A 26,547-nucleotide genomic window follows, 5' to 3' on the forward strand; every position below is an offset into this window, starting at 1 on the left:
TGGTAGACAGCCATGGACTGTTTTTGGATTAATGACAACAGCAGATAGTATTTCCCCAAGCGTCTCAGCAGGGCAAGTATTATTCTCCATTATTGCCTTCTGTACAATCTATGCAGCATTAGGTGTAATCATGGTTTATCTATATGTAAAAGTTATTAAAAAAGGGCCATACATGATGGAAGAAGTAGATGCAAAAGTAACAAATGACCCGTTTGCGAAGGAGGGTTTCCATGCTTGAGTTAAATGTCCTTTGGTTTATTTTAGTCGCGGTTTTATTTATCGGATTCTTCTTTTTAGAGGGTTTTGATTTTGGTGTTGGAATGTCAACAAAACTTTTAGCAAAAAATGATATCGAAAAACGCATTCTCATTAATTCGATTGGTCCTTATTGGGATGCCAATGAAGTATGGCTAATTACTGCCGGTGGAGCAATGTTCGCAGCATTCCCCCATTGGTACGCTACGATGTTCAGCGGATTTTATACACCACTTGTAGTTGTTTTATTAGCATTAATCGTTCGGGCCACTGGCTTTGAATTCCGTGCAAAAGATAGTCACCCTACATGGAAAAAAGCGTGGGATGTTTGTATTTTCTTAGGTAGCTTCCTGCCTCCGCTATTATTCGGAGTGGTATTTGCTTGCTTTATGCAAGGTCTGCCAATTGATCAAAACATGGAATTAAAAGCTGGATTCTTTGATGTTTTAAACTACTATACACTAACTGGCGGCCTTACTGTGCTTGTCCTATGCCTTGTACACGGATTAGTGTTTACCACATTGCGTACTGTTGGCGATTTACAAGACAGAGCACGCAATCTAGCACAAAAGCTTTTACCTTTACTAGGAATTTTATTAACACTGTTCTCTGCATTAACCTATATTAAAACAGATATTTTCAAAGAACGCGGCTTAATCCTTTCTTTTATTTTCTCATTAGGGGTTATTGCCTTTGTAGTTGGCGGATTCTTTATTTCTAGAAAAATGGACGGCTGGGCTTTCGGAATGACTGGTGCGGTTATCACCTTATCCTTCGCCTCCATTTTCATCGGCTTATTTCCTAGAGTGATGGTTAGCTCTATAAGTGATGCTTTTAGCTTAACCATTCACAATGCAGCATCTGGTCATTACTCCTTAAAAGTAATGACAATTGTAGCTTTAACTCTATTGCCATTCGTTTTAGGCTATCAGATTTGGAGCTATATTGTTTTCCGGAAACGTATTACTGAGAAATCCCATTTAGAATACTGATGGATAAAAATCTATTAAAGCTTAATGGAATCAAGCCGATTCTCACCTGCATTGGAATATTAACAATTGTAGAGGGAGCTGCGATTATTCTGCAGGCCAAATGGCTTGCAGAAATAATCGCCTCTTTATATAACGGAAACACCTTTCAAGAGCAGTATGTAAAAATCATATTGTTCTTATTAGCTTTTTTAGGAAGACACTTCTTACACACCATCCAACAGAATATCGCTACAGGCTTTGCTGAAAAAGCGAGTAAGGAACTTCGTTTTCACTTTATGCAAAAACTGTTTGAGCTTGGTCCTAAATTCACCAAAAAACAAGGTAGCGGAAACATGGCTACACTTGTACTTGAAGGAGTAACCCAATATAGAACCTACTTGGAGCTCTTCTTACCAAGAATGCTTGCCACAGGGGTCATCCCTGGCATGATTATTCTATATGTATATTGGAATGATTGGCTTTCAGGTGTAATTTTAACAGTTACAATGCCAATATTAATCGGATTCTTAATCCTTGTAGGTATGGCAGCAAGCAGCCAAATGAATCGGCAGCTTGCCACATATAAAATACTATCTAATCATTTCTTAGACTCTTTAAGAGGATTAGAAACACTTAAGTTTTTAGGAAGAAGCAAACAGCATAGCGGAAATATCGAGAAGGTCAGTGAACAATATAGAGGCGCAACGATGAAAACATTGCGATTAGCGTTTTTATCCTCCTTTTCCTTAGACTTTTTTACCTCTCTTTCCGTTGCAGTTGTAGCGGTAAATTTAGGTTTACGCTTAATAAATGGCGATTTAGTGTTATTGCCCGCCTTAATGATTCTTATTTTGGCACCCGAATTTTTCCTGCCGGTTCGTATGGTTGGGGCAGATTATCATGCCACATTAGATGGTAAAGAAGCTGGGGAAGCAATCCAAAAGATTATTCAAACCCCACACCATGAAGAAGTAGATGGGGACTCCCTTGCTCAAGGTAATAAGCCTTCCCTAACTTTCCGTAACGTAGCATTTCAACATCATCCAGAGGAAGAAGCAACATTAAAAGATCTTTCTTTTACGATTGATGGCTATAAAAAAATTGGGATCGTCGGTGAAAGCGGTGCAGGTAAGTCTACTCTTATTGACCTGCTAAGTGGTTTTTCAGACCATTGCGAAGGAAGGATTTCTTTTAATGGCGCTCCTGTTTCTAGTCTAATGTCAGATGAATGGAGACAGCTTACTACGTATATCCCGCAATCTCCATATATATTTAGCATGACATTACGAGAGAATATTGCTTTTTACCATCCAGAAGCAAGTGACGAAGAGATTATCCAAGCATTGAAAGCAACTGGTTTATATGATATCTTCACAACTTTCCCTAATGGTCTAGATGAACTACTAGGTGATGGAGGAAGAAATTTAAGTGGCGGGCAGGAACAAAGAATTGCTTTGGCGAGAGCCTTTTTAAGCAATCGAAAAATCATACTGTTAGACGAACCTACCTCCCATTTAGATATTGAAACTGAATTTGAATTAAAGGAAACAATGCTTCCTTTGTTTAAAGAAAAGCTAGTATTCCTTGCGACACATCGGCTTCATTGGATGAAGAACATGGACTATATTTTCGTAATGGATCAGGGATCGATTGTAGAAACAGGCACACATGAAGATCTAATGGCAGCCAAAGGGCAGTACTATAAGCTATTACAGCAGTAAGGAGGAGCTTTAGTTGAGTGAAAATAAATGGATTTCCCCATTTCTAAAAGCAAATAGAAGTCGAATCATCTTAATTCTTTTCTTGAGCATCCTTGCTTTACTTACAGCTGCGATGCTTACCTTTACCTCTGGCTATCTTATTTCCAAGTCAGCCATTCCCGTTGAAAATATCTTAATGGTTTATGTGCCGATTGTCGGCGTAAGAACCTTTGGGATTAGTCGGGCAGTATTTAGCTATTTGGAAAAATTGGCTGGTCATCATACCGTGCTACGTATTTTATCGAAGATGCGTATAAAGCTCTACCAAATATTGGAGCCACAGGCTTTGTTTTTAAAAAGCAGATTCAAAGTCGGCGATATGTTAGGCATTCTTTCCGATGACATCGAGAAGCTGCAAAATATTTATTTACGAACCATTTTCCCGACTTTCGCAACATCTGTATTGTATATCATCGTGGTCTGCGCCATTGGAATTTTGGATATTCCTTTCGCTTTCCTTATGGCATTTTATTTGGGATTGTTATTATTCATTTTCCCTGTTCTCTCCTTGGTGCTTATGCGCAAAAAACAAAGAGAATTTAAGCAAAGAAGAAATGGTCTATATCAAAAATTAACAGATAGCATTTTAGGAATGAGCGACTGGGTGATCAGCGGACGCTCCAAAAACTTTATAGAGGAATATGAGAAAGAGGAAGCGATTGTTGCCAAAATCAATCATCAACTCGTTCAATTTACTCGTTGGCGAAACTTTGCTTCCCAAGCAGTCGCTGCACTAATTATCCTTTCTCTCGTTTTCTGGTCCAGCCAGCAATATATGGACGGTGCTATACCCGTTACATTGATTGCCGCTATTATTCTTGTTGCCTTACCAATCCTTGACGCATTTTTGGTCGTTTCTGACGCATTTGAAAAGCTTCCTGCCTATCAAGACTCTTTAGCCAGACTTAGCAAACTAGAGGCACCTGATCAGAAAACTAAAAATACAAAACCAGACATCGAGACAACTACGGTGGATATCCAGGTAAAGCAAGTTTCTTACAGCTATGCTCGAGAGCAAGCATTATCCCTGTCCAATGTAAACTTGGACATTCCACAAGGGAAAAAAATTGCGGTAATTGGGAGAAGTGGTGCAGGTAAATCAACCTTATTAAAATTAATTCAAGGAGTTATCCAGCCGACAGCAGGAAGTGTAACATATAACGGTGTATCAACTGCTTCCTTCCAAGCAGATACTTCTTCCATTATTTCTGTCCTTAATCAAACACCTCATCTGTTTGCTACGACGCTGCGAAATAATATTTTACTAGGCGTAGAAGAAGCAACAGAAGAAGAACTAGCAAAAGCCATTAAATTGGCCCAATTAGAAAATTTAGTCTCATCTTTACCGAATGGCTTGGATACTTTTATGGAGGAAACAGGACAACGCTTTTCTGGAGGCGAAAGACAAAGAGTAGCACTAGCAAGAATTTTGTTGCAAAAAACTCCTATTGTCTTGATGGATGAACCCAATGCCAGCCTTGATCCAAAGACAGAAAAAACATTACTTCAAACGATTTTTTCTTCGCTAGAAGGAAAAACAATGATTTGGATTACCCACCATCTAGTAGGTGTGGAAGAGATGGATGAAATCATTTTTATGGATGATGGTGAAATTGTTCTAAGCGGCAGTCACCAAAAACTTCTTGAAACAAGTAGTCGCTATCAGCAATTGTACGCTTTAGACCATCCAGAATAACATGTATAATAAAAAGCGATCTTCGTATTGAGGATCGCCTTTGTTTTTTATATGATGGTGTTTAAAAAAGAGTAGAGATAAGCTGTCAAATACCTTTTTACTCTCTTTCCTAGCCAAAAGAGCATCAACAGAAAGCTATACCCTTTTCCTATTAGATTACCTTTATCAAACTAACCTCTCCACCACTACAGCGTTAGCATCTGTCCTCCATTTACATAAATCACTTCTCCAGTCGCCTACAGGGGCCAAACTTCAATACTTTCTTCTCGGAAAAGCTCACTTTTCTATATATTCAAACTTCTTAATTTTTTATATAATAGTTACAAAATCTATGATGATAAAAGAGGAAATGCTAATGAAAAGAAAGTCTATCGGGATATTGCTTGTTTTAACTGCTGCGATTTCATGGGGAGTCTCCGGATCAGTAGCACAATTCTTATTTACGCAAAAACAATTTAGCACCGGCTGGCTTGTCTGTGTTCGCCTTCTTACTAGCGGAGCAATTTTACTGCTTTATTTAGCTTTAACAAAAAATTCGGACATATGGGGCATTTGGAAAAGAAGAGCAAGCGTTGTAAATATACTTGTTTTTGGATTGCTCGGGATGGCTGGAGTTCAGTTTACATATTTTGCTGCGATAGAAAGCAGCAATGCAGCAACAGCAACGTTACTACAGTACTTGGCACCAGTCCTTATTATTCTTTATACCTCATTTAACAGGAAATCTATTCCCCCTTTTCAGCATATAATCGGGATCTTTACTGCTTTATTAGGAACTTATTTTCTCGTATCTGCAGGTAATTTTTCAACTATATCTATTAGACCTGAAGCGTTAGCCTGGGGATTGAGCTCTGCTTTTTTCCTCGCCCTTTATACCTTACAACCTACTCAGCTGTTAAAGGAGTTCGGTTCTACAGTGGTTGTCGCATGGGGAATGATTATTGGTGGTCTCGGAATGTCCTTTATCTATCCACCTTGGCAAACAGGAGATGGGATATTTTCCTTTTCTTCGTTTCTAGCCATTTTATTTGTGATATTATTTGGTACCTTGATTGCATTCTTCTGCTACTTAGAAAGCCTAAAGCATTTGGAGGCTGCTGAGTCTAGCTTATTATCTTGTGCTGAGCCGCTATCAGCAGCATTCCTTGCTGTCATTTGGTTAAAGGTCCCCTTTAGTATATACGAATGGATCGGAGCTTTCTTCATTCTAACCACGATTCTCTTACTTTCCCTTAAGCGAAAAAACACGGAAAGAGAATTAGCAGAAAAAACTATTTAGCTAACCAAAAAGTTCAAAGCTCGGCACGAAAAAATTTTTTATAAGTGCTGAGCCGAATATTTTCAATGAATAACCTCTTCAAGCTTTGCACCTGTAACCTGGATTAAAGATTCAACCGCAATTTCGATTTGAACACCAATCTTTCCTCCGCTGACAATAATGGAGGTTAGCTTGTCTACGCTTTTATCTAAGATGGTTTCATACTTTTTCTTCATACCGATTGGTGAACAGCCACCTCTAATATAACCGGTCGTTTTTTGTATATCCTTTACTGCCATCATTTCCATTTTTTTAGCTTTTACTACTTTGGCTGCCTTTTTTAAATCAAGCTCTGTTGCAACAGGGATAACAAATACATAGACACCTGAGACCCCATCTTTCACTACAAGTGTTTTGTACACCATTTCTGTTTCCTTTCCAATCTTGCTTGCAACAGAAATACCGTCAATTTTCCCATCTTTATTATCATAGGTATGGACACTGTATGGAATCTTTTCGGCGTCCAAAATTCGCATTGCATTTGTTTTGGTAATAGCCATTTTTAATCTTCCTTTCCCAACACGTGTAAATATTTCCCTTATTAAACCTTATCATAACAAAGTGAAAAGGATTGTTAAATATTCTAAGAACCAAAGTTCCTTATTCCTCATATAGTATGGAAAAGGAAATTGACTTGTTGGGAGGAAAAAGATGAAACCGACCTATCAAGATGCCCTTGCCTATTTCGGGGTAAGCGGTGCACATCCAGGCGGATTAACTTTAACAAAGTTTTTATTAAAGCAGGAAAAAATAACAAAAGAAACAACACTCCTAGATGGTGGCTGTGGAACAGGCCAGACATCTGCCTATATAAAAAAGAACTTTCCTTGTTCTGTGACAAGCATTGACTACCACCCGACTATGGTAAAAAGAGCAAAGAATCGATTTGAAAAGGAAAATCTCTCTATCCAATTAGTTCAAGGAAGCCTAGAAAAATTGCCCTTTCCTTCCAATAGCTTCGACATTGTTTTAGTAGAATCAGTGCTTATTTTTACAAATTGCAAACACTCTCTCGCTGAAATCAAAAGAGTGCTAAAACCAGATGGTATCCTGCTTTTACTAGAAATGACAGCAGAAAGAGCCCTTCATCCAATGGAACATCAGAACATGTGTGAGGTATATGGAATTGAGAAAGTCTATACAGAAAAAGAATGGATTCATTTAATGCAAGAAGCAGGCTTTCCAAAAGTAGAAATAAAACTTGGACACTCTGTTTTTTCCCATATGATGACGGGAATGGAACCAGAGGACGAAGCAATCGATATGACTGTTCCCGCAAATATGCAGTTAGAGGGGAAGCTGATGGACCATTCCTATATTCTTTATACGTATGGAAATATAATCGGCTATCGTGTCTATCGAGCTAGCCTATAGGAAGGAAGAGGTTCTCCCACCTGAGAGACCTCTTTTTTATTTTGCATTCTCTTTTAACAAAGCTTTATGAATCCAAATAGCTGCTTGAGAGCCTTCCCCCATTGCAATAGTAACCTGTTCAGAATGTGCCACCACATCGCCTGCTGCCCAAACGCCATCTATATTCGTCATTTTCGTACGCGGATTTACGATAATATGATTATTTTCCATTATTTCAACCCCTAAAGGTGCTGCTAAATCTGACTTTACTTTATTACCACCAAATGCAATAAAGCTTGATTTTGCTTTTATTTCCCTTCCATCCTCTAACTCATATCCTTTGATTTGAGATTCTTCCGCTATAACTTTTTTTATTTTTGCAATTAAAATAGATATATTATTTGCTGCCAATTCCTTTTCCAGCCTTTCCTCTACCGCTTGCCCACCATGGTTAATATAGATAATCTCCTTTGTCCAATACAATAAAGTCAGTGCCATATTCGCCCCGACATTTCCGTTTCCAATGACAATCGTTTTCTTGTCCTTCACTTCATAGCCATCACAATCTGGGCATAAATAGACACTTATTCCAAGACAAGGATATAATTCTTTCAAGGGAGGAATATTATCCATTACACCTGTAGCAATCAGGATTTTTCGTGATCGAATAGTAGCTGTCTCTGTATGGGCAGTAAAGAAACTCTCTTCTTTGTTTATAGCAGTAACAGTACTTTTAAGAAACTCTACACCTAAACTTTCCGCATGTTTTCTTCCTAAGCTTCGCAATTCTGGCCCACTTATTCCATCCGGATAACCCAATATATTATGATAGCTTTTACATAAAGTAGAGCGCCCATCTTCGGCATCGATAATAAGCACATCATGCTTGTATCTGCCTAATTGAATTGCTGCCTGCAACCCAGCAATTCCACCGCCTATAATAATACAATCAAGAATTCTGGTCATCTTTGCTTTCCCTTCTTTCTTTTACAATCATGCCTATTTCCTTAGTTTTTACGATGAAAGAATTCTTATTCTGCCAAATGCTATCTGAGTAATGCGAAATAAAAAAAGAAAAAATGGCTATGTAAACGAGATTCCCGAATACATAGCCATATAATCTTATTAAGAGACTATTTCTTCTTTAAAAAACTGCGGTAAGTGCTCCTTATGCGCCTCTAGCATTTCATCCAAAATTTGTTTTGCTACTTTGTCTGAAGGCAGCAATGGGTTTATTGTCATTGCTAGTAAGGCTGTATGATAATTACCTGTCACTGCAGCTTCTGCTGACACTCTTTCAAAGGATTTAATTTGTTGAACAAGTCCGCGAACGGAGACAGGTAAATCTCCAATCGCAATTGGTTTCGGTCCGTCTTTTGTGATGATACTGCTAATTTCTACGGCAGATTCATCTGGAATACTAGCAATTGCTCCATTATTTATTGTATTTACCGGCTGGATATCTCTTCTGTCGTTATACATCGAATCAATCAGGCTACAAGCAGCATCGCTATAGTATGCCCCTCCTCTTTTTTCTAACTGTGGTGGTTTTATAGCTAAATTCTCATCTTTATAAAGTTCAAATAGTTCTTTTTCTAATTGCTGAACCACTTCTGCACGCGTTCCTTGTTCAGCTGCTTCTTCTAATTCATTTTGAAGCATTTCTGCTTGTTTATAATAATAACGATGGTATCCACAAGGGATTACTCCTAATGCTTTAATAAAGTCTGGCTCCCAATCGATGGCTGCAATATTCTTCATCGTATCACTCTTATGCTTTGTCATTTTCCCTAAAAAGTCTTGTGTGATATTTTTTCCGTCTAAGTATACATTTAAACCGAATACCATATGATTCAACCCAGCAAAATCTACATGTACACGACTAGCTTCTACTTCTAAAAGCTTTGCAATCCCCATTTGGATGGAAATCGGTACATTACATAGCCCAACAATCTTCTTCCAGTTACTATGACGAAGAACAGCTTCTGTCACCATTCCTGCTGGGTTTGTAAAGTTAATTAGCCACGCAGTAGGACAAAGCTCCTCCATATCTTTTACAATATCCAAAATGACAGGAATGGTTCGTAAGCCCTTAAACAATCCGCCAGGACCATTCGTTTCCTGTCCAATCACATTATATTTTAACGGGATTTTTTCATCCTTTGTACGAGCAGCAAGTAACCCGACTCGGAATTGAGTTGTAACAAAATCAGCACCCTTAAGTGCTTCCCTTCGATCTAATGTTAGATGAATTTCGATAGGAACTCCTGCTTTTTTCACCATTCGTTTTGCCAAATTTCCTACAATATCAAGCTTTTCCTTCCCTTCCGGAATATCTACTAACCAAAGCTCGCGAACAGGTAAAGAATCATATCTTTTAATGAATCCTTCAACTAATTCAGGTGTGTAGCTTGACCCACCGCCGATAGTAACAATTTTAATCCCTTTTCCCATAACCGATCGCCTTCTTCCTTTTTTAGGCCGCTTTCGTAAAGTTTGTTGCTATGAACCTGCAACCTGAAATAATTTATTTTTCCTAATAAAAAAACAACGTTATTTAGAAAACAGCCTTTTTAATTTGCGTAACCCCTTACAAAGTGAATCATTAAAAAGGCCAGCAAGTGTTTCTTCGTATACAACGTTACCGTCTACCGCCATTCAAGTAAATAGAATCGAAGGGTTTAGGACTTTTTCACACATAATGGAACGTGTTCCAAAAGAGGAACACTTTGTTTCTATAAAAAAAGGCGCTTAATAAAGATTATTACTCTTTATCAAGCACCTTTTTACGAGCATTCGCTCGAAATATTAATTGATTAATTACTTCTGAAAACATTAAGCCCATTGCAATGGAACCAGATATTAAACAAACCTTTGCTGCTATGCTTACTGCTTCATAATAGTCGTTCTCAACAAAATTACGCATCGCATTATAAGCAGCTCCCCCTGGTACTAAAGGAATAATTCCTGCGACACTAAAAATTATTACTGGCGATTTATATAAGCGGGCGAATACTTGGCTAATGACCGCCACAAGAAACGAGCCCAATAATGCTGCTAGCACTTCATTCATATGAAAATGTACAATTGCCCAATAAGCCATCCAGCCAAGCATTCCTACAAATCCACTTTGAATTAATAGCTTCCGAGGAATATGAAAAATAATGCCAAAGCCAAATGTCGCAATAAAACTAGTTATTGCCTGTGCTAAAAATTCATTCATTGCTAATTCCTCTCCTTAAAAAACTAAAAATGCAACAGCGATTCCGGACCCAATTGCTGTAGCTGTTAAAAATGCCTCTGCCCCTTTGGAAATACCAGATACTAAATGCCCTGCCATCAAATCCCTTACTGCATTCGTAATAAGCAAACCTGGAACGAGAGGCATCACAGAGCCGATAATAATCTTATCTACCTCCGAGCCAAAACCAATCGAAACAGATAGAAAGGCTATCATTCCAATAACAAAAGCGGCAGAGAATTCAGCAAAGAACTTTATTTGCAAAGCTTTGTGGAAATACAAGGAACACAAAAAACCTAGTCCTCCAGCCAGAAGTGCTGGAATAAAATCTCCCCAAACTCCATTGAACATGATTAAAAAACAGCCACTTGCAATAGCTGCTGCCACCACTTGAAACGAATCAGAATACGTGCATTTTTCATCTTCTACATCTTTCAATAAATGGTACGCTTCATTCATGCTTACTGTTCCCGTACTTATTCGACGTGAAATATCATTTACTCGAACAACCTTTTCTTAATTAGTCGTTCGCTCAATAATTCGATTTAACTTCGTCTTTGTCGGTTCTAATCCTTCTAGCGATAAAATAATGCCTGTAGGTGTAACAAAGCAATCGGAGTCGGTTACACCATAAGCAGTTGCTATTCTAGTCATCGTATCCTCAACACGATGCGTTTCTGCACCATTCTGCAGCATGATACTACCTGCTAAAATACAAATCTCCATAATGTCATATGTTTTTTCCACCGATATATATGTCAATACCATCTCTCCATTAAAAAAAGCATCTGCACCTCTTATGTATCTAATCGTTGTAAAAATAAAGGAAAAACAGCCCTTAAAATAAAGAGAAACTGCTTCTATCTGTAAGAAAGATCAATTACGTTTACATGTTATTTAGCGCACAGCAATTTTTATAAATTTGCATCCAATATTGTTTTATCCTAACAAATGTTCGTTCAGTCTAACATATATTCCATTTTCTTTTGAATCTTACTCAACAAATTACAGTTTATATGAAATATGGTTATTTTATCAATAATTGAATAGAAAATAAAATTAGTGGAATTTTTATGTGGAAGATAACATGGCGGAAAAAATTTTTTCCAAAATAAAAAGTCCATTATGGCATTAAATGGACTTAACGAAAGGACATCTGATTATTTTATTAATCGTTCTGAATTCCAAATCTCGCATTAATCTGGCCTCGAAGCATTTGTTTTTTAATTTTGCGTTCTTCTTCTTCCTTGTTCTTTTTCATAATTTCTTGTCTAATTTCATGTGTACGAACGCCCTCTTCTCGTTTATTAGCAATCTCTATGAGTCTTTCTACATCGGAGAATGAATATTTTCGATTTCCTCTTTCTGGCCTCTCTGGAAAGATCAATTTTCTTTGTTCATAATATCGAATCTGTCTTTCCGTTAAACCAGTTAGTTCACTTACAACACCAATGGTTATTACCTTTCTTTTCTTATAGGATGGCTCATGATCCATTACATCTCACCTCATGAAGTTAAATAGTATTCTCATTTGTTTTAATTATAATACTTTTCAGATAAAACAGAACGTTTTTTGTTACATTTCCTAACACAAAAATCAAAAAATAGGTAAGATTTCCTTACATTTTTAATGATTTTTTATTTGTTTTCCGTTAAAATGCTAAATGTATAAACTATTCCTTAAATTTATATGTGCGGAATAGGTATTAGGTATTATTTTTGTAAATGGAGAGGAGCCTTCTTACATGATAACCAAAGAAGCAGTCGATTTAGCTAAAAAGATCGTGGAGCTTGATCTGATGAGAGACGAGATTTGGGAACACTTAGCAGAGGTTGCTGGTGAACACGCCCACGAACTTCTTCGAATAATTCAGAATAGCTAAATAAAACTGTATAACCTTTATAATTCATGTTTTTTATATACGGGAATCTCGATGACAATTATAGATTCGTGGATTCCCTCTCTTATTTGATTTTTTTAAAGTTAGTCTCTATATGAAGATCTTCCTATAAACATCTATCAAAATCCCCATTCAAGTGATAAATTATTCCTCTTCGTTGTTAATAAATCTAACATTATTTTATAAGAATCATTCAACAACTGCAAGTGAATGTCTAAATTTTTTTAATACTCTAACAAAAATAGACCATCTATCTCATTTCTCCATTAAAAATGGAGAGTGGATAGATAGTCATTATTTATTAGCTGTTTTCAAATTTCATAAGAGAATTACTGAGCAAATTGAATAAATATTACAAACACAGCCACTTATTAAATACTAACATCCTTCTTTTGGAAGAACAAAAAGGTGATTGCCATAAATAGGACATAGTAGATAAATAGGATTCCCAACGACATCGGCATTGTTACCGTTTCGATTATTTTATCCTGAAATACGAAAATCGTTTGATCTAAATGCGGGAATACCAATACTTTTAACCAAGTATATTCTGTAGCTAACATTTGGATCATTTGGCCAATTGTCGAGGACACAAACAATACAAACACACCAATACCAACAGCTATCGCCTGATTTTTAAATAACGTAGATAACATAAAGGATAAGCTTAATACAAGCAATAATCCTGGTAAGTAATATAGAATCATTTTCAAAAATAATGTTCCACCACTTGCAACGACTTCCCCACTTGTCCCCATAATACTTACATTATCTCCAAAACTTCCTATACCAAAGAATGCAATGCTTACTAAGTAACCGACAAACATTAAAAATACAATTAAAATAGCTGCATAAATGAGAACCGCAATATATTTTGATAAGAGAATCATCCAACGTTTGTGGGGACGAATTAGCAATTGCTTAATCGTTCCATCAGAGAATTCAGAAGAAACACTTCCAGCACAAATAATTACTACAAATAAAGTGATTAAAGATTTCATTCCAATTACCATCCCATTCATATTTGACCAGGAAGTGGTATAAGGACTAACATCTTTCTCCAAATTACTTTTATAATCCTGAATTTTCATTTGAATCGCTTCTTTAGTTTCGTCCCAGTTGAAATCTTTTCCACTTTTCATTAAACTTTCTTCTGTTTGCGCTGTAGGCAGCTGCTTTTCGAGCTTGTTTATTTCTGACTGTACAGATCCACGCCAGTCATCCCCTTTATATTGCGGAGTCATCTTCATCTCCAAAATACTTCCACCAATAAGTGCAAGAACAAGAATAATAGGAAATATCCAGCTATTTTTCTTTTCCCAAATTTTTATTAGTTCATTTTGTACTAACCCAATCATTTTATTTCCTCCTCTCTCTTCTGATTGGTAATTTCTAAGAAACGGTCTTCTAATGTTGCTTTTACTACATAAATTCCATACACAGCAATATGGTTGTCGACAAGCATTTTATTGAATAGTGGAATGCTCTCTTTTTCCAACTTCACGACCAACTCTCTATCCTTTGTAGAGACGACTTCTACCTTAATCTCACTACCCTTAAGTAAATCAACAGCTTTTTCTACTTCTGCTAACTCAAACGTTACTTCCCTTACCCTTACTTCTTCCTCCGAAACAGTTTCATCCATTTTAGAAATGTGAATTAGTTTTCCTTTTTCAATAATCGCAAACCGATGGCACATTAACTGCATTTCCGATAATAGATGGGAGGAAACTAAAACAGAAATCCCTTGGCTTGCTAGTAAATGCAAATAATCTCTAAACTCACGAATTCCTTGTGGATCTAAACCATTTGTTGGTTCATCTAAGATAAGAATGGCCGGTTTATGTAATAAGGCTTGAGCTACACCAAGGCGTTGCCTCATCCCTAACGAATATGTCTTTACTTTTTGATGGATCGCATTTTCTAAGCCAACAAGCTTAATCACTTCATTAAAGCGGGCTTCTGCTATTGGTTCCCTCGCCATTCTGGCATAATGCTTCAGATTCTTATATCCACTCATATATTTATAAAACTCTGGATTTTCTACGATTGCCCCTAAGCTGCTCATCGCTTCAGAAAAATTATTATCTAGATTGTAATCATTAATGACAACACTTCCGTTTGTTCTATTAATTAAGCTGACAATCATTCGAATAATGGTTGTTTTTCCTGCTCCATTAGGTCCAAGCAACCCAAATATTTCTCCTTTTTCAACAGAAAAGCTAACATTATCAACAATATTCCTTCCTTTGATTCTTTTTGTGAGATTTTTGACTTCTAATGCATTTAAGCTCATCTTTTTCTCCCTTCTATTTCCTTGCTTTGAATGTATGCCGTTCCCCACAAGATGTATTAATACACTTTTCTTTTACTAATACGATTTTTATTGGGAAAAGTTTCAATAAATCAAACTTTTTTTGGAAAATAACTAACAATATAAATCCGCTGGCCGAATAAATTTTTACTTACTCTAAAAATCGAGCTTATTAAGAGACCGACTAAAAAAACCGCTCTCCCTTGATTTTTCAAGGAAGAACGGTTGTGGATAAGCTTATAAACTTTAACGTTAAACAGTGGTTGTTGATAAATTGTTGATAAGTTCTTGGACTGGTGTATAGCCATAGCCAAGATCTGACGCTACTGGAGCATAGGTGATTTTTCCAGCGAAGGTGTTTACACCTTGTTTAATAGCGTAATTGTTTTCGATTGCTGCTACTGCCCCTAGATTAGCAATTTGAAGTGCATATGGCATGGTCACGTTCGTTAATGCAATGGTAGAAGTTCTTGGCACTGCACCAGGCATATTCGCGACTGCATAATGTACTACCCCATGCTTAACATAGGTAGGATTATCATGTGTTGTAATATGATCTACTGTTTCGAAAATTCCTCCTTGGTCAATTGCCACATCAACGATAACAGATCCTGGAGCCATCTTCTTCACCATTTCTTCTGTTACTAACTTTGGAGCTTTTGCACCTGGAATTAAAACTGCACCAATTACTAAATCTGCATTCACAACTGCTTCTTCAATATTTGCCGGGTTCGAAATAACAGTACTTAGGCTTGCACCAAATTGATTATCTAATTCTCTTAATCTTTCAGGATTTAAGTCTAATAATGTTACATTTGCCCCTAATCCAATCGCAATTTTTGCTGCATTCGTACCAACAATGCCGCCGCCAATGATTGTTACATTTCCTTTTTTCACACCAGGAACACCAGCTAATAAGATTCCTTTTCCTCCATGGGGCTTTTCTAAGAACTGCGCACCAATTTGAACAGCCATTCTTCCAGCAACCTCACTCATCGGCGTCAGTAACGGTAATTTACCATTTACTTCTATCGTTTCATACGCTATTCCAATTACACCATTCTCCGTTAAAGCCTTGGCTAATTCTGGTTCCGCTGCTAAATGTAAGTACGTAAACAAAATAAGTCCTTTGCGGAAATACTGGTATTCAGAAGCTAATGGTTCTTTTACTTTTATAATCATTTCTGCCGTATTCCATATTTGAGCTGCTGAGTCCATTATCTTTGCACCCGCTGCAGCATATTCTTCATCTGTAAAGCCACTGCCGATTCCTGCGTTTTGTTCTACAAGTATTTCGTGACCACCATTTTTTAAATAAGATACACCTGAAGGAGTAATTGCGACCCTATTTTCATTGTTTTTAATTTCCTTTGGGATACCAATAATCATTAGAATTCCTCCTTGTTATAAAACCTAACATATTTTGTTAGATATCTTATTATTATAATAGGACGAATTCTGAAAATTTTCTTTGTTAAAATTAATGAAATAAAAACCTTTCGTTTGTGAAAAAACACAAAAGGAAAAGAGGAGTGGATTGAGTACCTATTCTTTCTGCCAATGCATTAATTTTAAATCTAAGTAAATCATAAACTTCTGACTAGGAACCGATAAATCAACTTCCATGATTTCCACTATTCGCTTCAAACGATAAGCAAGGGTATTAGGATGGATATGCAAACGAGTTGCAGTCCTTTGGATACTTTCACTTTCATCTAAATAAGCCTCAAGCGTTGCTAATAATTCCGTATTATGAGTTTTATCATATTCTTTTAGATTTCGTATCGCGATATTCTCCGATCCATCCTGCCTTCTTTTTTCTAAAAGGATATCTAAAAACTGATAGATACCTAGCTCTTGATAATGATAGAAAGCATCAGCCTCCGGAAATTTCTCCCGGACCTCCAAAACAGTTCTCGCCTCTCTAAAGCTCTTTGGTACATCGCTATACTGTTTGTAAATCCCACCAAAGCTGCCTCTTACCTCTTTAATCGAAAATCTTTCTTCCAGGTTTTGTTGAAAACTACAGATGAATTTTTTAAAACAAGCAATTGAATTCCCGTTATCATCAATAGGCGTTGCCAAAATAACCAATTCATTATCATCAATGGTTGAAAAAGAAATTTTTACATCCTGAGATACTTTCAACAAATAAAGTATATGCTTTTCTATTTCCTTTGTAATCATTTTAGAAAATGGAAAAATCATCACTGTAAAGCAGGCTAAAGAAGGAATCCCAATTTCTTTTAATTTCTCGTCTATATCCGCCGCTGTCACAAAACCAGTTAGCATTCTCCAAAAGAATTCCTGGTTGTCCTGTAAAGTCGGAGTTTTATTTGTAGTAAAACGTGACAAAAGATGACGCGCTACCGATGCTGCGTTCTCTAAAAACCCCATCTTTTCCTCTGTTAAAGGGTTCCCCGTTTCAATAGCCCAAATATATCCAATGACCTCTTCACCTCTCCAAACGGAAACAGCCACCCGATTTCCAAGACCAATTTCTTTTTTCCCTTTAATCCGAATTGGCTTTTTGCTTTGAAGAAGCTGAGGAATCACACCATCCTTCCATAAACGATTGATTACTTTCTCTGGAACTCTGCGACTAATAATGGTAGAAATTCTGACCATATCCGTTTCTTCGTCATGACTGCTGTATACTAACACACGATGATGGGGATCCTCCAATGTAATCGGACATCCCAATAGCTCACTAACATGATCTACAAAGCTTTCGAGGGAATCATACATGTCCCTTCTAAACGGATTTCGCGGCTCGCTTGTCATTCATCTACTCCTCTCCAAAACGCTGACTAAATCGTTCGTAACTTTTATACTTTTTATTTTATCGCGTTTAGAAGGCTTTCAACAATAAGAATCTTTCGAAAAATACATAAACTAATTTTTCTTTTCCTTCATCGTCTGTGAACCGATCAACCCTATAATTAGCACAATGATTGATGCAAGACTATAATCCTTAAAGAAGGAAGTAAACGGTATATCTAAAAGCATAAAGGCCAATGTTAGTAACCTTCCTGCCATTAATATCAATCCAATGAATAGCAGCCAATTAAATACTTTTTCTAAAAACATCATCTATCATTCTCCTTTATTTACTAGTACTTTCTACAACTATTATTTCATTTTGACAGCTACTTTTTTTAACGTTATTCGATTTATCCAAAGCACAAGCAGAATTAACAAGATCGTCCCTAAAAAGGATAGGAAGACCGAAAATTCTACTCCGTTAAAAAAGAGGATTTTTCCGAAAAGATCCTTTAATTCAAACTCCCAAAACCGATCTATTATAGAAAGGATTAGTACTGCTAAAGCAATATATGCCATGCCTATTAGAACACCAAAACGATAAAAACCTGCTCCTATTAACCAACCAGCTACAAAATATCCAACAACGTTTAAACTATAGATAAAGTAGAGAAGCAGCCAAGATGGATCTTGCCCTAAATAGGAATCTATATGAATACCTAAAACAAATTCCTTTTCTACTAAAGCAATCAAGAAACCAATTAGCATCATGCTAAAAGAAACGATTACTGCTGAAATTGCCTGCCCATAAAAATAGTCTTTTCTCGGAATCCCTTGCTTCACATAAAAGGTTAAGAAGCCTGATACGGATATAATTCCTACTACCAACATAAAGATTTTAGTTGGCCCATAGACGAAAGGAAGGAATCCTTGCTGAATAAATTTCTCTTCCCCTATAAAATATCGCAAAATATTATAGACAATAAATACAATGGGGATAACCCATAATGCCCAAGTGAATTTCAGCCAGGACAAATCCACAGCAATTTTTAAAATACTATTTTTGGATTTCATATTCTTCCTCCTCTTTCGTTAAATAGATAAATAAATCTTGTAAGGAAACAGGTCCGATATTTAATCCTTTCATCCTAGCTTTTTCGCGGCTATCATCTGTTAGTTCTCCATAGACCATAACTGCTTTTGACCCGCCTAATATTTGGGAATTAAGCTGGATCATGTCTTGAACAAATTCTTCTACCTCTTGTTTAGAACCTGTGATAGTAGCCCCTTTTTCTAGTAAAAGATCCATTGGCTCCTTCATGATTACTTCACCTTCTTTAAGAATCACCACTTCTTCAAATAAATAATCCATTTCAGATACTAAATGCGTCGAAAGAATGATCGTCCGAGGAAATCGTTCGTAATCTGCTAGTACTTCTTTATAAAACTTTTCCCTTGTTGGAGCATCCATGCCATTATAAGCCTCATCAAAGATAGTAATTTTCGATCTGCTCGCTAATCCCAAAGTAACATTAAGGGCTGATTGCATACCCTTTGATAATTTGGATACATACTTATCCAAGGGCAAATTAAATAATTTCACTAGCTCCATTGCATATTGGCGATCGAAATGAGGGCGGTATCTTTCCACCGCTTCGATCATTCCCTTTACCTTTTCTGTTTCTGCGCTATAATCTGTTTCGTAAACAAAGTTCACCGCTGACATAATCGCAGCATTTTCGAAGGGATCTTTGCCCGCAATTTTTATGGTTCCGGCTGTTGGCTGAGTATAAGACGCTAGTAAAGATAATAATGTAGACTTTCCAGCTCCATTCCTGCCAATTAGTCCATATATTTTATTCTCTTCTAGATGTAAACTAATATCTTTTAACGCCTGGTATTTCCCAAACTTTACAGAAACTTGGTTCATCTTTATGTCAAAACTCATATTTACTCACTTCCTTTTAATTGATTCATCATATTTGATATATCTTCCTTTGAGATACCTAATTTTTTTGCCTCTTGGATCATGGGAAGTAAATATTGATCAAGAAATTGCTCTTTCCTTTGTGTTAACAGTTTTTCTTTCGCACCCTCTGCCACAAACATCCCTACACCTCTTTTTTTATAAATAATCCCATTCTCGACAAGCAAATTAATTCCTTTCGATATCGTTAAATGATTAATTTTATAAAAGTTAACAAGCTGCGTAGTCGAAGGAATTTGTTCATTTTCCTTTAACTGATCATTAACAATTTGATCTTCTATTAGCTCCTTTATTTGCAAAAAGATTGGCTTGTTGTCATTAAATGGTGTGTTCAATGAATGATCACCACCTTTCTTACTCTACTGTTATATGGTTATATAGTTATATATATAACCATATATGATACATCTTATTCAGTCAATAGGCGCTTTCTAGATTTTTTTATGAGATAATCAGCAAAAAGCTAGAAAGCCTAGCAAAATACACATAAAAATAGACCTTTCAAAAGAGTACTTCTCCTTTAAAAGGTCCTTACTATTAATATATATTCTGTTTAATAGGCTTTGCACCCATTAAAACGCTCGTTTCCTTTAGTCTTTGCATGTTATAGGAAGATTCCTGCATCAATGTTTCATCTAGATAGGCTGGATGAGTCATTACTTCGACGCTTTTTCCGTCTCCCACACGTTCTAGCAATTTTTCAAAATAGCTATCTACGATTCCATCTCCATAAAAATCATCGAAAAAGATATCTGTTAATGTTTGAATATCAGTGAAATGCTCGCCTGCATTTCTGACAGGTAGCCCGTATTTATCAGAAAGCTTTTTTATTACTGGATAAAATCTTTTAATTCCATGCACGTGATGATGACTGTCTAAGTGAGTAGGAGTAAGATCTGCCTCTAAGCATTTTTCAATTTGTGCTGTCCATTCTCTTTCTAATTCATCTAAATTTACAGAATATGGATTTCCATAAACAAAGATCTGTTTTTTAAAATGACCTGTTTCATCTACAAGACTTAGAACATCGTCTAAAAGTGGCCTTCCCCATGTTAATACAAGATGGATGCCTACTTTTAAAGAAGGTGTGTCCTTTGCTAAGGCAATTGCATGCTTTGTAGCCTTCGCATTCATCATCAATGTTGCAGACGTTACGATTCCCTTAAGGTGTGAATCAATAATTCCATAATTAACTCCTCGACTAAGCCCAAAATCATCTGCATTAATAATCACTTTTGCCATGGATTCGTCTCCTTTTAAAGCCATAGAGCCATGAATTCCATTACACCGCTCTGCTTTTTTATATACGAACACTTTCTTTTTTCGAAAAAAACTGCGGTAAATACGCTTTATGTGCTTCTAGCATTTCATCTAAGATTAGCTTTGCCACGCGATCACTTGGAACAAGGGGATTAATGGTCATGGCAAGTAGCGCTTTATCATAATCTCCAGAAATTGCTGCTTCTATGGCCACTCTTTCAAAGGATTTGATTTGTGTTACTAATCCTTGAACTGCTACTGGAAGTTCACCAACTGTGATTGGCTTCGGTCCATCCTTGGTGATTACACAGCTTACTTCCACTGCAGATTCATATGGAATACCTGTAATCGCCCCATGATTCACTGTATTGACCGCCTGAATATCACCTTTATCCGTATACATAGAGCAAATTAGACGAACAGCAGCATCGCTATAGTAAGCGCCTCCGCGTTTTTCTAACTGAGGAGGTTTAATAGCTAGTTCAGGGTCTTTATATAATTCAAATAATCCCTCTTCTAATTTTTGTACAACTTCCGCACGAGTTTCCCCTTTTTCTACATCCCTTAGCTCCTGTGAAAGTACATCTCCCGTTTTGTAGTAATAATTGTGATAAGGGCAAGGGAATAAATTTAATCCTCTTAAAAACGCAGGCTCCCAGCCCATAGCGTGGATATTTTGCATCGTAATCGCTTTCTCTGGATCTGTTATTAATTCAATTACCTGTTTCTTTACACTTATACCATCCACATAAACATCAAGACCGTACACCATATGATTTAGTCCCGCGAAGTCGATTCTCACTCTTGCAGGATCAACATTCAATAGGTCTGCAACTCCCCGCTCCATTCCAATCGGTACATTGCATAAACCAACTACCTTTGAAATTCCACTATAGCGAAGTACTGCTTCTGTTACCATTCCAGCTGGGTTTGTAAAATTAATTAGCCATGCATTCGGACAATGCTCTTCCATTTCTTTTGCTATTTCTAAAATAACCGGAATGGTGCGAAATGCTTTAAATAAGCCGCCAGGTCCATTTGTCTCTTGACCAATAACGCCATGCTCCAACGGAATTTTCTCATCAAGTGCTCTTGCCGCGAGCTGACCGACACGTAATTGAGTTGTAACAAAGTCAGCTCCTAAAAGAGCCTTTTTCCGATCCAATGTTAGAAAAATATCAATGGGAAGTCCCGCCTTCGCTACCATTCTACGCGCCAACGCGCCGACAATTTCCAGCTTTTCTTTTCCTTCTTCAATATCAACAAGCCATATTTCCTTTACAGGCAATTGTTCATGATACTTAATAAAGCCCTCGATTAGTTCAGGCGTGTAGCTTGAGCCACCACCTATTGTAACTATTTTTAAGCCCTGACTCATTCTGCCATCCCCTTTCTCGTTGTCCCCTGCAAAAATTCTTCTCGCATTTCAATGATTTCATTTGCAAGGTCTTTCAATGTCATTGCATTCATTAAGTGGTCTTGTGCATGAATTAAAATAATCGGAATTGTAAATTGGTCCCCGCCAGCCTCAAGATGGAGTAATTTTGTCTGAATTTTATGAGCCTCTGATAGTTCTGCTTCCGACTCTGTTATCTTCTTTTTGGCCGCATGAAAATCCTTTTTTTTCGCGTCCTGTATGGCTTCCATCGCAAAGCTTCTCGCATTTCCGCTATGTAAAATCAGCTGAAAGGAGAGCTGGTATAATTCTTCCGTATTCACCTTATTTCACTACTTTCTTTTAGAAACTTACAGAATCGGATCCTTTTGTAAGCTCTGTTTTATTTTTCGAATCAATTTTCACTTGTGCATAAACAAATGGTAAATAAACTACTGTTGATATAAGTAAATTTAATGCAGCCAAAGCAGCCCCAAGAAAACTTCCCCCTGTTGCTAAATAGCCGCCCACTATCGGAGGCGTTACCCAAGGAATTTTCGCAGTTACTGGTGGAACGATTCCATAGTCTACTGCAAGATAAGAGATAATAGTGGTAATAACAGGCCCAATGACAAACGGAATAAACCAAATCGGATTTAAGACAATTGGTAAGCCAAAAAGGATGGGTTCATTAATTTGAAAAACTCCTGGTGCCCCGCCAAGACCAATCATTTGTTTATACCGTTTTCTTCCAGCAATTATCATGGCAATAATTAATCCTAAGGTTGCTCCAGACCCTCCCAAATACACGAACGCATCAAGAAATGATCCAGCAAGTATATGATATTCCCCTAATGCTTGAACACCCGATTGAGCTAGATCAATATTCTCCGCCCCTGTTTTTTCAAATAACGGCGTTGTAATTCCCCCTAATATATTGGGGCCGTGTAGACCAACCATCCAGAATAAATGCACCAATAAAACAATTAATATCGCAAAAGGAAGGGAGTCAACAGCATTTGTTAATGGGGATACAATGACCGTATTTAACCAATCATTTAGAACCTTTCCATCTGTTATCATTCTGAAAACTACACCAAATAATCCCACTAGAAAAATAGTACCCATACCTGGCACTAATTTTGCAAACGATTTAGAAACAGCTGGCGGCACTCCATCTGGCATTTTTATCACTAATGCTTTAATTTTAGATAAACGCAAGAAAATTTCTGTAGCTACTAATGCTATGATAATGGCGGTAAAAAGAGCTGTTGCATTGAAATAGTTAACGGAAACCAATCCCCACACTCCACCTGCAACTGTTTCAGTCGCCGCATCATCTATCGGTAAAGTGACATTTGCTGTTTGGGGTAATAATAAGAAAAAACAGGCTGCAGAAATAAGCATTGCTTCAAAGCCTTCATCTCCATAAGACCTAGCTAATTTATAAGAAATTCCAAATACCGCAAAAACGGAGAGAAAAGCAAATGTTCCAAACCAGATATCCCCACCTAAAGTGGACCAGTTAGGACCAAATATCGCCTCCATTAATTTTCCATATGGTGGAATAATTTGCCCGAGATTATTAAAAAGTACTGCAAAGGAACCTACAATCGTTATAGCAATCATGCCAATTAATGTATCTCTAATCGCAAGCAGATGCCTTTGATTACCTAACTTTAATGCAAAAGGCATAATAAATTTTTCAATAAATCCCATCATTTCTTTATTCCCCCTTTATTAAAGAAGTCGCTTGTTCTAACACTTTTTCGCCATTACATAGTCCGTAGTCCTGCGGATTAATGGTTGCTACAGGAATACCTTTTTGATCGCCTGCTTTTTTTACTTGTGGTAAAAGAAATCGCACTTGCGGACCTAATAAAACGACATCAGCATTCTCTATCTCGTTGCTCACTTCTGAAGCTGCTATTGCCCAAATTTTGCAGTCTATTCCTTGATCTTTTGCACTTTGCTCCATTTTCGCAACCAATAAACTAGTAGACATTCCAGCTGAACAACATAGTAGAATATTCAATAATTCATCCCCTTTTAAATTGGTAGATTATTCCGATTTTTAATCACAAAAAATTTTGACACCTTCTGCCCTTCCATCGTACGAGTCTTCACCCTTTCCTAAGTGAAATAAAAAATAATTAAAACCTACACTTATATTGTAATAACAAATTATTTATATTTCAATATATTTTTTATTTGTTATTACAAATAATCAATTGTTTGCTTATTAAGGATAGAAAAGATATTCTATAAATAGCGATATTACCGGAGGGAAACGATTGTGGAAGAAGTAAACAAAGAAGCTGCACTGCATTCAATTGTAAAAGAGTCCATTATCAACATGATTAAAAGTGGCGAATATCAGTCAAATACCAAATTGCCAACCGAAGCAGAATTTTGTAAAACGTTTGGAGTGAGCAGAACAACTATCCGCACAGCACTCCAACAGTTAACGATTGAAGGTTATGTATACCGCATACAAGGTAAGGGCACTTTTGTGGCAGAAAATAAAGTAAAACAATCTTTAACGAGTACAGTAGAACAATTCTCTGAACAAATTATGATGCAGGGGAAAAACCCATCTATAAAGGTCCTACAGCTTAAGGTAATTGAAGCTACAGACTTTCTCGCAAAACAATTTAAACAAAACTTAGGAGATCCCGTTAATTGCCTAGAACGTATGCGATATGTAAACGATGCTCCTCTTCAATATGAAATCTCCTATCTACCCTGGTATAAAGTACCCGGATTAGATAGTGCGGCATGTGAAAAGTCCTTATATAAGATGCTTGAAACGAAATATAATATTAAGATAAGCAAAACAGTCGAGCATCTAGAATTGATTTTGGCGGATGACACAATTTCTAAGAAACTTGAAATAGCTCCTGGCTCCCCCTGCTTTTTACTTGAGACCTTTGCTTTTTCAGAAGATGAAGCAGCAATCGAATACTCAAAAACAATTTACAGAGGAGACAGAGCACACTTTATCATTGAACGAAATTATTGATTGTTTGAGACAAGTAGGTATTTGTTATTACAAATAATAGTTAGTATTGTATAATATCACCTATCGAGCTGTAAACTATTTCCTTAAGAAAAGGTGATGAAAATTAATAGATTTTCTCTTGCAACTATATTAACCATTTTTCTTTTTATTATATTTATTATGGATATGATTACAGAAAGATTTTTTGTAATCACCTTTATTCCTTTGAGTATTTGGGTGCTATTTATTGGTGTCTCTGAATTAAAAAAAACATTAAAAAGTAGAAATACTATTGAAAAAGACGCCAATAAGCTTAAAGACTTGTTAGAGAAACGAATTAAATAGAATCTCTTTTGCGTTTAAGCATATGTTTTCACATAATCTGTCCCGTTCACATCAATCATAAAAGTAAAAGGCGGAATTCGTCCATATTAGGACAAATTTCGCCGTTTTACTCTTACATCCTACCTCATTATATAATTGACTTTACTACGATTTAAATTAATGAAGGGCGTTCTACGAGATTACCAAAGAGTGAATTAGAAGAAACAAGATTAGAAATAGCAGCTGTCAAAGAAGAAAAAAAGCAAAATCTTGGCGAAAAAACGTTATCATCCGCTCAACAAACAATCTTTTCCACAATAAATCCCCAATACAAACGTACCTACACAAAAAAATCCTTCTTATCCAATTTACTTTTCCACAAAACCACCTGAATAACCATGTTATCCCCAGCTTATCCACATTACATATTAACTTACCCACAAAAAAACCGATTTTCCTTTGTCATTGTAGACTAAGTATTAACCGGTCCTCCATCTATTCTATTAATTTTGATTTAACATTTGAAATGACTTTATTTTCACTAAACGACTAACTAACACTAATCCAATAATTGATCCTGCAAAACTGCTGACAGCAAAGGACGGCAGGTAAAATAATGCTCCTGTCTTTGTACCTAACAAAACGGAAGCATAAGGTACAGCCACTAAGGAAGCAATGATTCCCGTTCCGACAAATTCTCCTAATGCAGCAAAAATCGGCTTCGATGTTTTATGAAATAAGTATCCTGCCAGTAGTGCGCCAATCATGCTCCCTGGAAATGCTAATAAAGAGCCGGTTCCCAATAAATTTCTTAACAGTGAAGTAGAAAAGGCAATAATCACAGCTGGGATTGGTCCAAGAATTACTCCAGCTATTACATTTAATGCGTGTTGTACAGGGTAAGCTTTGGCAATACCTGCCGGAAACCAAAGAAGCGTTGAGCCATATGTGCCAATTGCTGTAAACATAGCCATCAACACTAGTAGTTTTGTTCTTTTCATATTCCATTCCACCTCTTCATCATTTTA

General features: G+C 36.7%; 28 protein-coding genes and 1 pseudogene. 9 read left to right on the plus strand and 20 right to left on the minus strand.

The genetic code is table 11. The features are described from left to right. The 5 genes from RTL21_RS14335 to RTL21_RS14355 all read left to right on the plus strand — a co-directional run. Positions 1-238, plus strand: a 238-nt coding sequence (locus RTL21_RS14335; RefSeq protein WP_312096623.1) for a cytochrome ubiquinol oxidase subunit I, incomplete at its 5' end; no start/stop codon positions are given. Then, entirely contained in the window at positions 231-1,247 is a 1,017-nt protein-coding gene (gene cydB, locus RTL21_RS14340) for a cytochrome d ubiquinol oxidase subunit II (RefSeq protein ID WP_312096625.1), read from the plus strand. The genes RTL21_RS14335 and cydB, both read left to right, overlap by 8 nt. Then, positions 1,247-2,947, plus strand: coding sequence for a thiol reductant ABC exporter subunit CydD (cydD, locus tag RTL21_RS14345; protein WP_312096627.1), 1,701 nt, complete (start codon positions 1,247-1,249; stop codon positions 2,945-2,947). The genes cydB and cydD overlap by 1 nt, the downstream gene beginning before the upstream one ends. Positions 2,948-2,960: 13 nt before the next feature. Beyond that, the gene (gene cydC, locus RTL21_RS14350) at positions 2,961-4,682 is read left to right on the plus strand and encodes a thiol reductant ABC exporter subunit CydC (protein WP_312096629.1); all 1,722 of its coding nucleotides are present in this window, start codon (positions 2,961-2,963) and stop codon (positions 4,680-4,682) included. Positions 4,683-5,037: 355 nt separating this feature from the next. Next, entirely contained in the window at positions 5,038-5,961 is a 924-nt protein-coding gene (locus RTL21_RS14355; RefSeq protein ID WP_312096630.1) for an EamA family transporter, read from the plus strand. Between the two features lie 62 nt (positions 5,962-6,023). Here the strand turns inward: RTL21_RS14355 and ybaK are convergent, their stop codons facing one another. Continuing rightward, on the minus strand, positions 6,024-6,500 hold the full coding sequence (gene ybaK / locus RTL21_RS14360; RefSeq protein WP_312096631.1) for a Cys-tRNA(Pro) deacylase: 477 nt from the start codon (positions 6,498-6,500) through the stop codon (positions 6,024-6,026). Between the two features lie 151 nt (positions 6,501-6,651). Here ybaK and RTL21_RS14365 point away from each other — a divergent pair, with 151 nt between their 5' ends. Beyond that, the gene (locus RTL21_RS14365) at positions 6,652-7,374 is read left to right on the plus strand and encodes a class I SAM-dependent methyltransferase (protein WP_312096633.1); all 723 of its coding nucleotides are present in this window, start codon (positions 6,652-6,654) and stop codon (positions 7,372-7,374) included. A gap of 36 nt (positions 7,375-7,410) precedes the next feature. Here the strand turns inward: RTL21_RS14365 and RTL21_RS14370 are convergent, their stop codons facing one another. The 5 genes and pseudogenes from RTL21_RS14370 to RTL21_RS14390 all read right to left on the minus strand — a co-directional run bounded on the left by RTL21_RS14370 (position 7,411) and on the right by RTL21_RS14390 (position 12,089). Further along, on the minus strand, positions 7,411-8,319 hold the full coding sequence (locus tag RTL21_RS14370) for an NAD(P)/FAD-dependent oxidoreductase (RefSeq protein WP_312096634.1): 909 nt from the start codon (positions 8,317-8,319) through the stop codon (positions 7,411-7,413). A 159-nt stretch (positions 8,320-8,478) separates the two neighbouring features. Then, positions 8,479-9,807, minus strand: a complete 1,329-nt coding sequence (locus RTL21_RS14375) for a 6-phospho-beta-glucosidase (RefSeq protein ID WP_312096635.1) — start codon at positions 9,805-9,807, stop codon at positions 8,479-8,481. Positions 9,808-10,117: 310 nt separating this feature from the next. Next, a complete protein-coding gene (locus RTL21_RS14380; protein ID WP_312096636.1) occupies positions 10,118-10,576 on the minus strand; it encodes a threonine/serine exporter family protein in 459 nt (152 codons plus the stop codon). 15 nt (positions 10,577-10,591) lie between these two features. Then, a pseudogene (locus RTL21_RS14385) lies at positions 10,592-11,362 on the minus strand (threonine/serine exporter family protein). Positions 11,363-11,762: 400 nt separating this feature from the next. Continuing rightward, the gene (locus RTL21_RS14390; protein ID WP_016202571.1) at positions 11,763-12,089 is read right to left on the minus strand and encodes a MerR family transcriptional regulator; all 327 of its coding nucleotides are present in this window, start codon (positions 12,087-12,089) and stop codon (positions 11,763-11,765) included. 250 nt (positions 12,090-12,339) lie between these two features. Here RTL21_RS14390 and RTL21_RS14395 point away from each other — a divergent pair, with 250 nt between their 5' ends. After that, a complete protein-coding gene (locus tag RTL21_RS14395) occupies positions 12,340-12,477 on the plus strand; it encodes a hypothetical protein (RefSeq protein WP_312096638.1) in 138 nt (45 codons plus the stop codon). Between the two features lie 389 nt (positions 12,478-12,866). Here the strand turns inward: RTL21_RS14395 and RTL21_RS14400 are convergent, their stop codons facing one another. The 13 genes from RTL21_RS14400 to RTL21_RS14460 form a co-directional block, all read right to left on the minus strand. Next, positions 12,867-13,853 (minus strand): ABC transporter permease, encoded by a 987-nt coding sequence (locus RTL21_RS14400; RefSeq protein ID WP_312096640.1) that lies wholly within the window; start codon positions 13,851-13,853, stop codon positions 12,867-12,869. Next, complete coding sequence (locus RTL21_RS14405; protein ID WP_312096642.1) at positions 13,850-14,791, minus strand: ABC transporter ATP-binding protein; 942 nt, start codon at positions 14,789-14,791, stop codon at positions 13,850-13,852. The genes RTL21_RS14400 and RTL21_RS14405 overlap by 4 nt, the downstream gene beginning before the upstream one ends. A 270-nt stretch (positions 14,792-15,061) precedes the next feature. Continuing rightward, the gene (gene ald, locus RTL21_RS14410; RefSeq protein WP_312096644.1) at positions 15,062-16,198 is read right to left on the minus strand and encodes an alanine dehydrogenase; all 1,137 of its coding nucleotides are present in this window, start codon (positions 16,196-16,198) and stop codon (positions 15,062-15,064) included. A gap of 156 nt (positions 16,199-16,354) precedes the next feature. Continuing rightward, positions 16,355-17,593: a PucR family transcriptional regulator gene (locus RTL21_RS14415; RefSeq protein WP_312096646.1), complete on the minus strand. Its 1,239-nt coding sequence runs from the start codon at positions 17,591-17,593 to the stop codon at positions 16,355-16,357. A gap of 111 nt (positions 17,594-17,704) precedes the next feature. After that, positions 17,705-17,902 (minus strand): hypothetical protein, encoded by a 198-nt coding sequence (locus RTL21_RS14420; RefSeq protein WP_312096648.1) that lies wholly within the window; start codon positions 17,900-17,902, stop codon positions 17,705-17,707. Between the two features lie 39 nt (positions 17,903-17,941). Then, positions 17,942-18,646, minus strand: coding sequence for a hypothetical protein (locus RTL21_RS14425; RefSeq protein ID WP_312096650.1), 705 nt, complete (start codon positions 18,644-18,646; stop codon positions 17,942-17,944). Next, a complete protein-coding gene (locus RTL21_RS14430; RefSeq protein WP_312096652.1) occupies positions 18,630-19,520 on the minus strand; it encodes an ATP-binding cassette domain-containing protein in 891 nt (296 codons plus the stop codon). The genes RTL21_RS14425 and RTL21_RS14430 overlap by 17 nt, the downstream gene beginning before the upstream one ends. Positions 19,521-19,522: 2 nt before the next feature. Beyond that, a complete protein-coding gene (locus RTL21_RS14435; protein WP_312096654.1) occupies positions 19,523-19,894 on the minus strand; it encodes a GntR family transcriptional regulator in 372 nt (123 codons plus the stop codon). 202 nt (positions 19,895-20,096) lie between these two features. Further along, positions 20,097-20,801: a chitin disaccharide deacetylase gene (chbG, locus tag RTL21_RS14440; RefSeq protein WP_312096656.1), complete on the minus strand. Its 705-nt coding sequence runs from the start codon at positions 20,799-20,801 to the stop codon at positions 20,097-20,099. 58 nt (positions 20,802-20,859) lie between these two features. Then, positions 20,860-22,197 carry a 6-phospho-beta-glucosidase gene (locus RTL21_RS14445; RefSeq protein ID WP_312096658.1) on the minus strand — a complete coding sequence of 446 codons (1,338 nt, stop codon included), beginning with the start codon at positions 22,195-22,197 and terminating at the stop codon, positions 20,860-20,862. Then, on the minus strand, positions 22,194-22,538 hold the full coding sequence (locus RTL21_RS14450; RefSeq protein WP_312096660.1) for a PTS sugar transporter subunit IIA: 345 nt from the start codon (positions 22,536-22,538) through the stop codon (positions 22,194-22,196). Before RTL21_RS14450 ends, RTL21_RS14445 begins: the two co-directional genes overlap by 4 nt. 19 nt (positions 22,539-22,557) lie before the next feature. Continuing rightward, the gene (locus RTL21_RS14455) at positions 22,558-23,916 is read right to left on the minus strand and encodes a PTS sugar transporter subunit IIC (RefSeq protein WP_312096662.1); all 1,359 of its coding nucleotides are present in this window, start codon (positions 23,914-23,916) and stop codon (positions 22,558-22,560) included. 4 nt (positions 23,917-23,920) lie between these two features. Beyond that, complete coding sequence (locus RTL21_RS14460) at positions 23,921-24,229, minus strand: PTS sugar transporter subunit IIB (protein ID WP_312096664.1); 309 nt, start codon at positions 24,227-24,229, stop codon at positions 23,921-23,923. 261 nt (positions 24,230-24,490) lie between these two features. Between RTL21_RS14460 and RTL21_RS14465 the strand changes: the two genes are divergently transcribed. Further along, positions 24,491-25,216 (plus strand): GntR family transcriptional regulator, encoded by a 726-nt coding sequence (locus RTL21_RS14465; protein WP_312096666.1) that lies wholly within the window; start codon positions 24,491-24,493, stop codon positions 25,214-25,216. A 159-nt stretch (positions 25,217-25,375) separates the two neighbouring features. Beyond that, on the plus strand, positions 25,376-25,540 hold the full coding sequence (locus RTL21_RS14470; protein ID WP_312096668.1) for a hypothetical protein: 165 nt from the start codon (positions 25,376-25,378) through the stop codon (positions 25,538-25,540). A 482-nt stretch (positions 25,541-26,022) separates the two neighbouring features. Here RTL21_RS14470 and thiW read toward each other — a convergent pair whose 3' ends face one another. After that, positions 26,023-26,520 (minus strand): energy coupling factor transporter S component ThiW, encoded by a 498-nt coding sequence (gene thiW / locus RTL21_RS14475; protein WP_312096670.1) that lies wholly within the window; start codon positions 26,518-26,520, stop codon positions 26,023-26,025. Positions 26,521-26,547: the final 27 nt, after the last annotated feature.

The sequence above is a fragment of the Niallia sp. genome, assembly GCF_031978665.1.
In the GTDB taxonomy this organism is placed as follows: Bacteria; Bacillota; Bacilli; order Bacillales; family Cytobacillaceae; genus Niallia.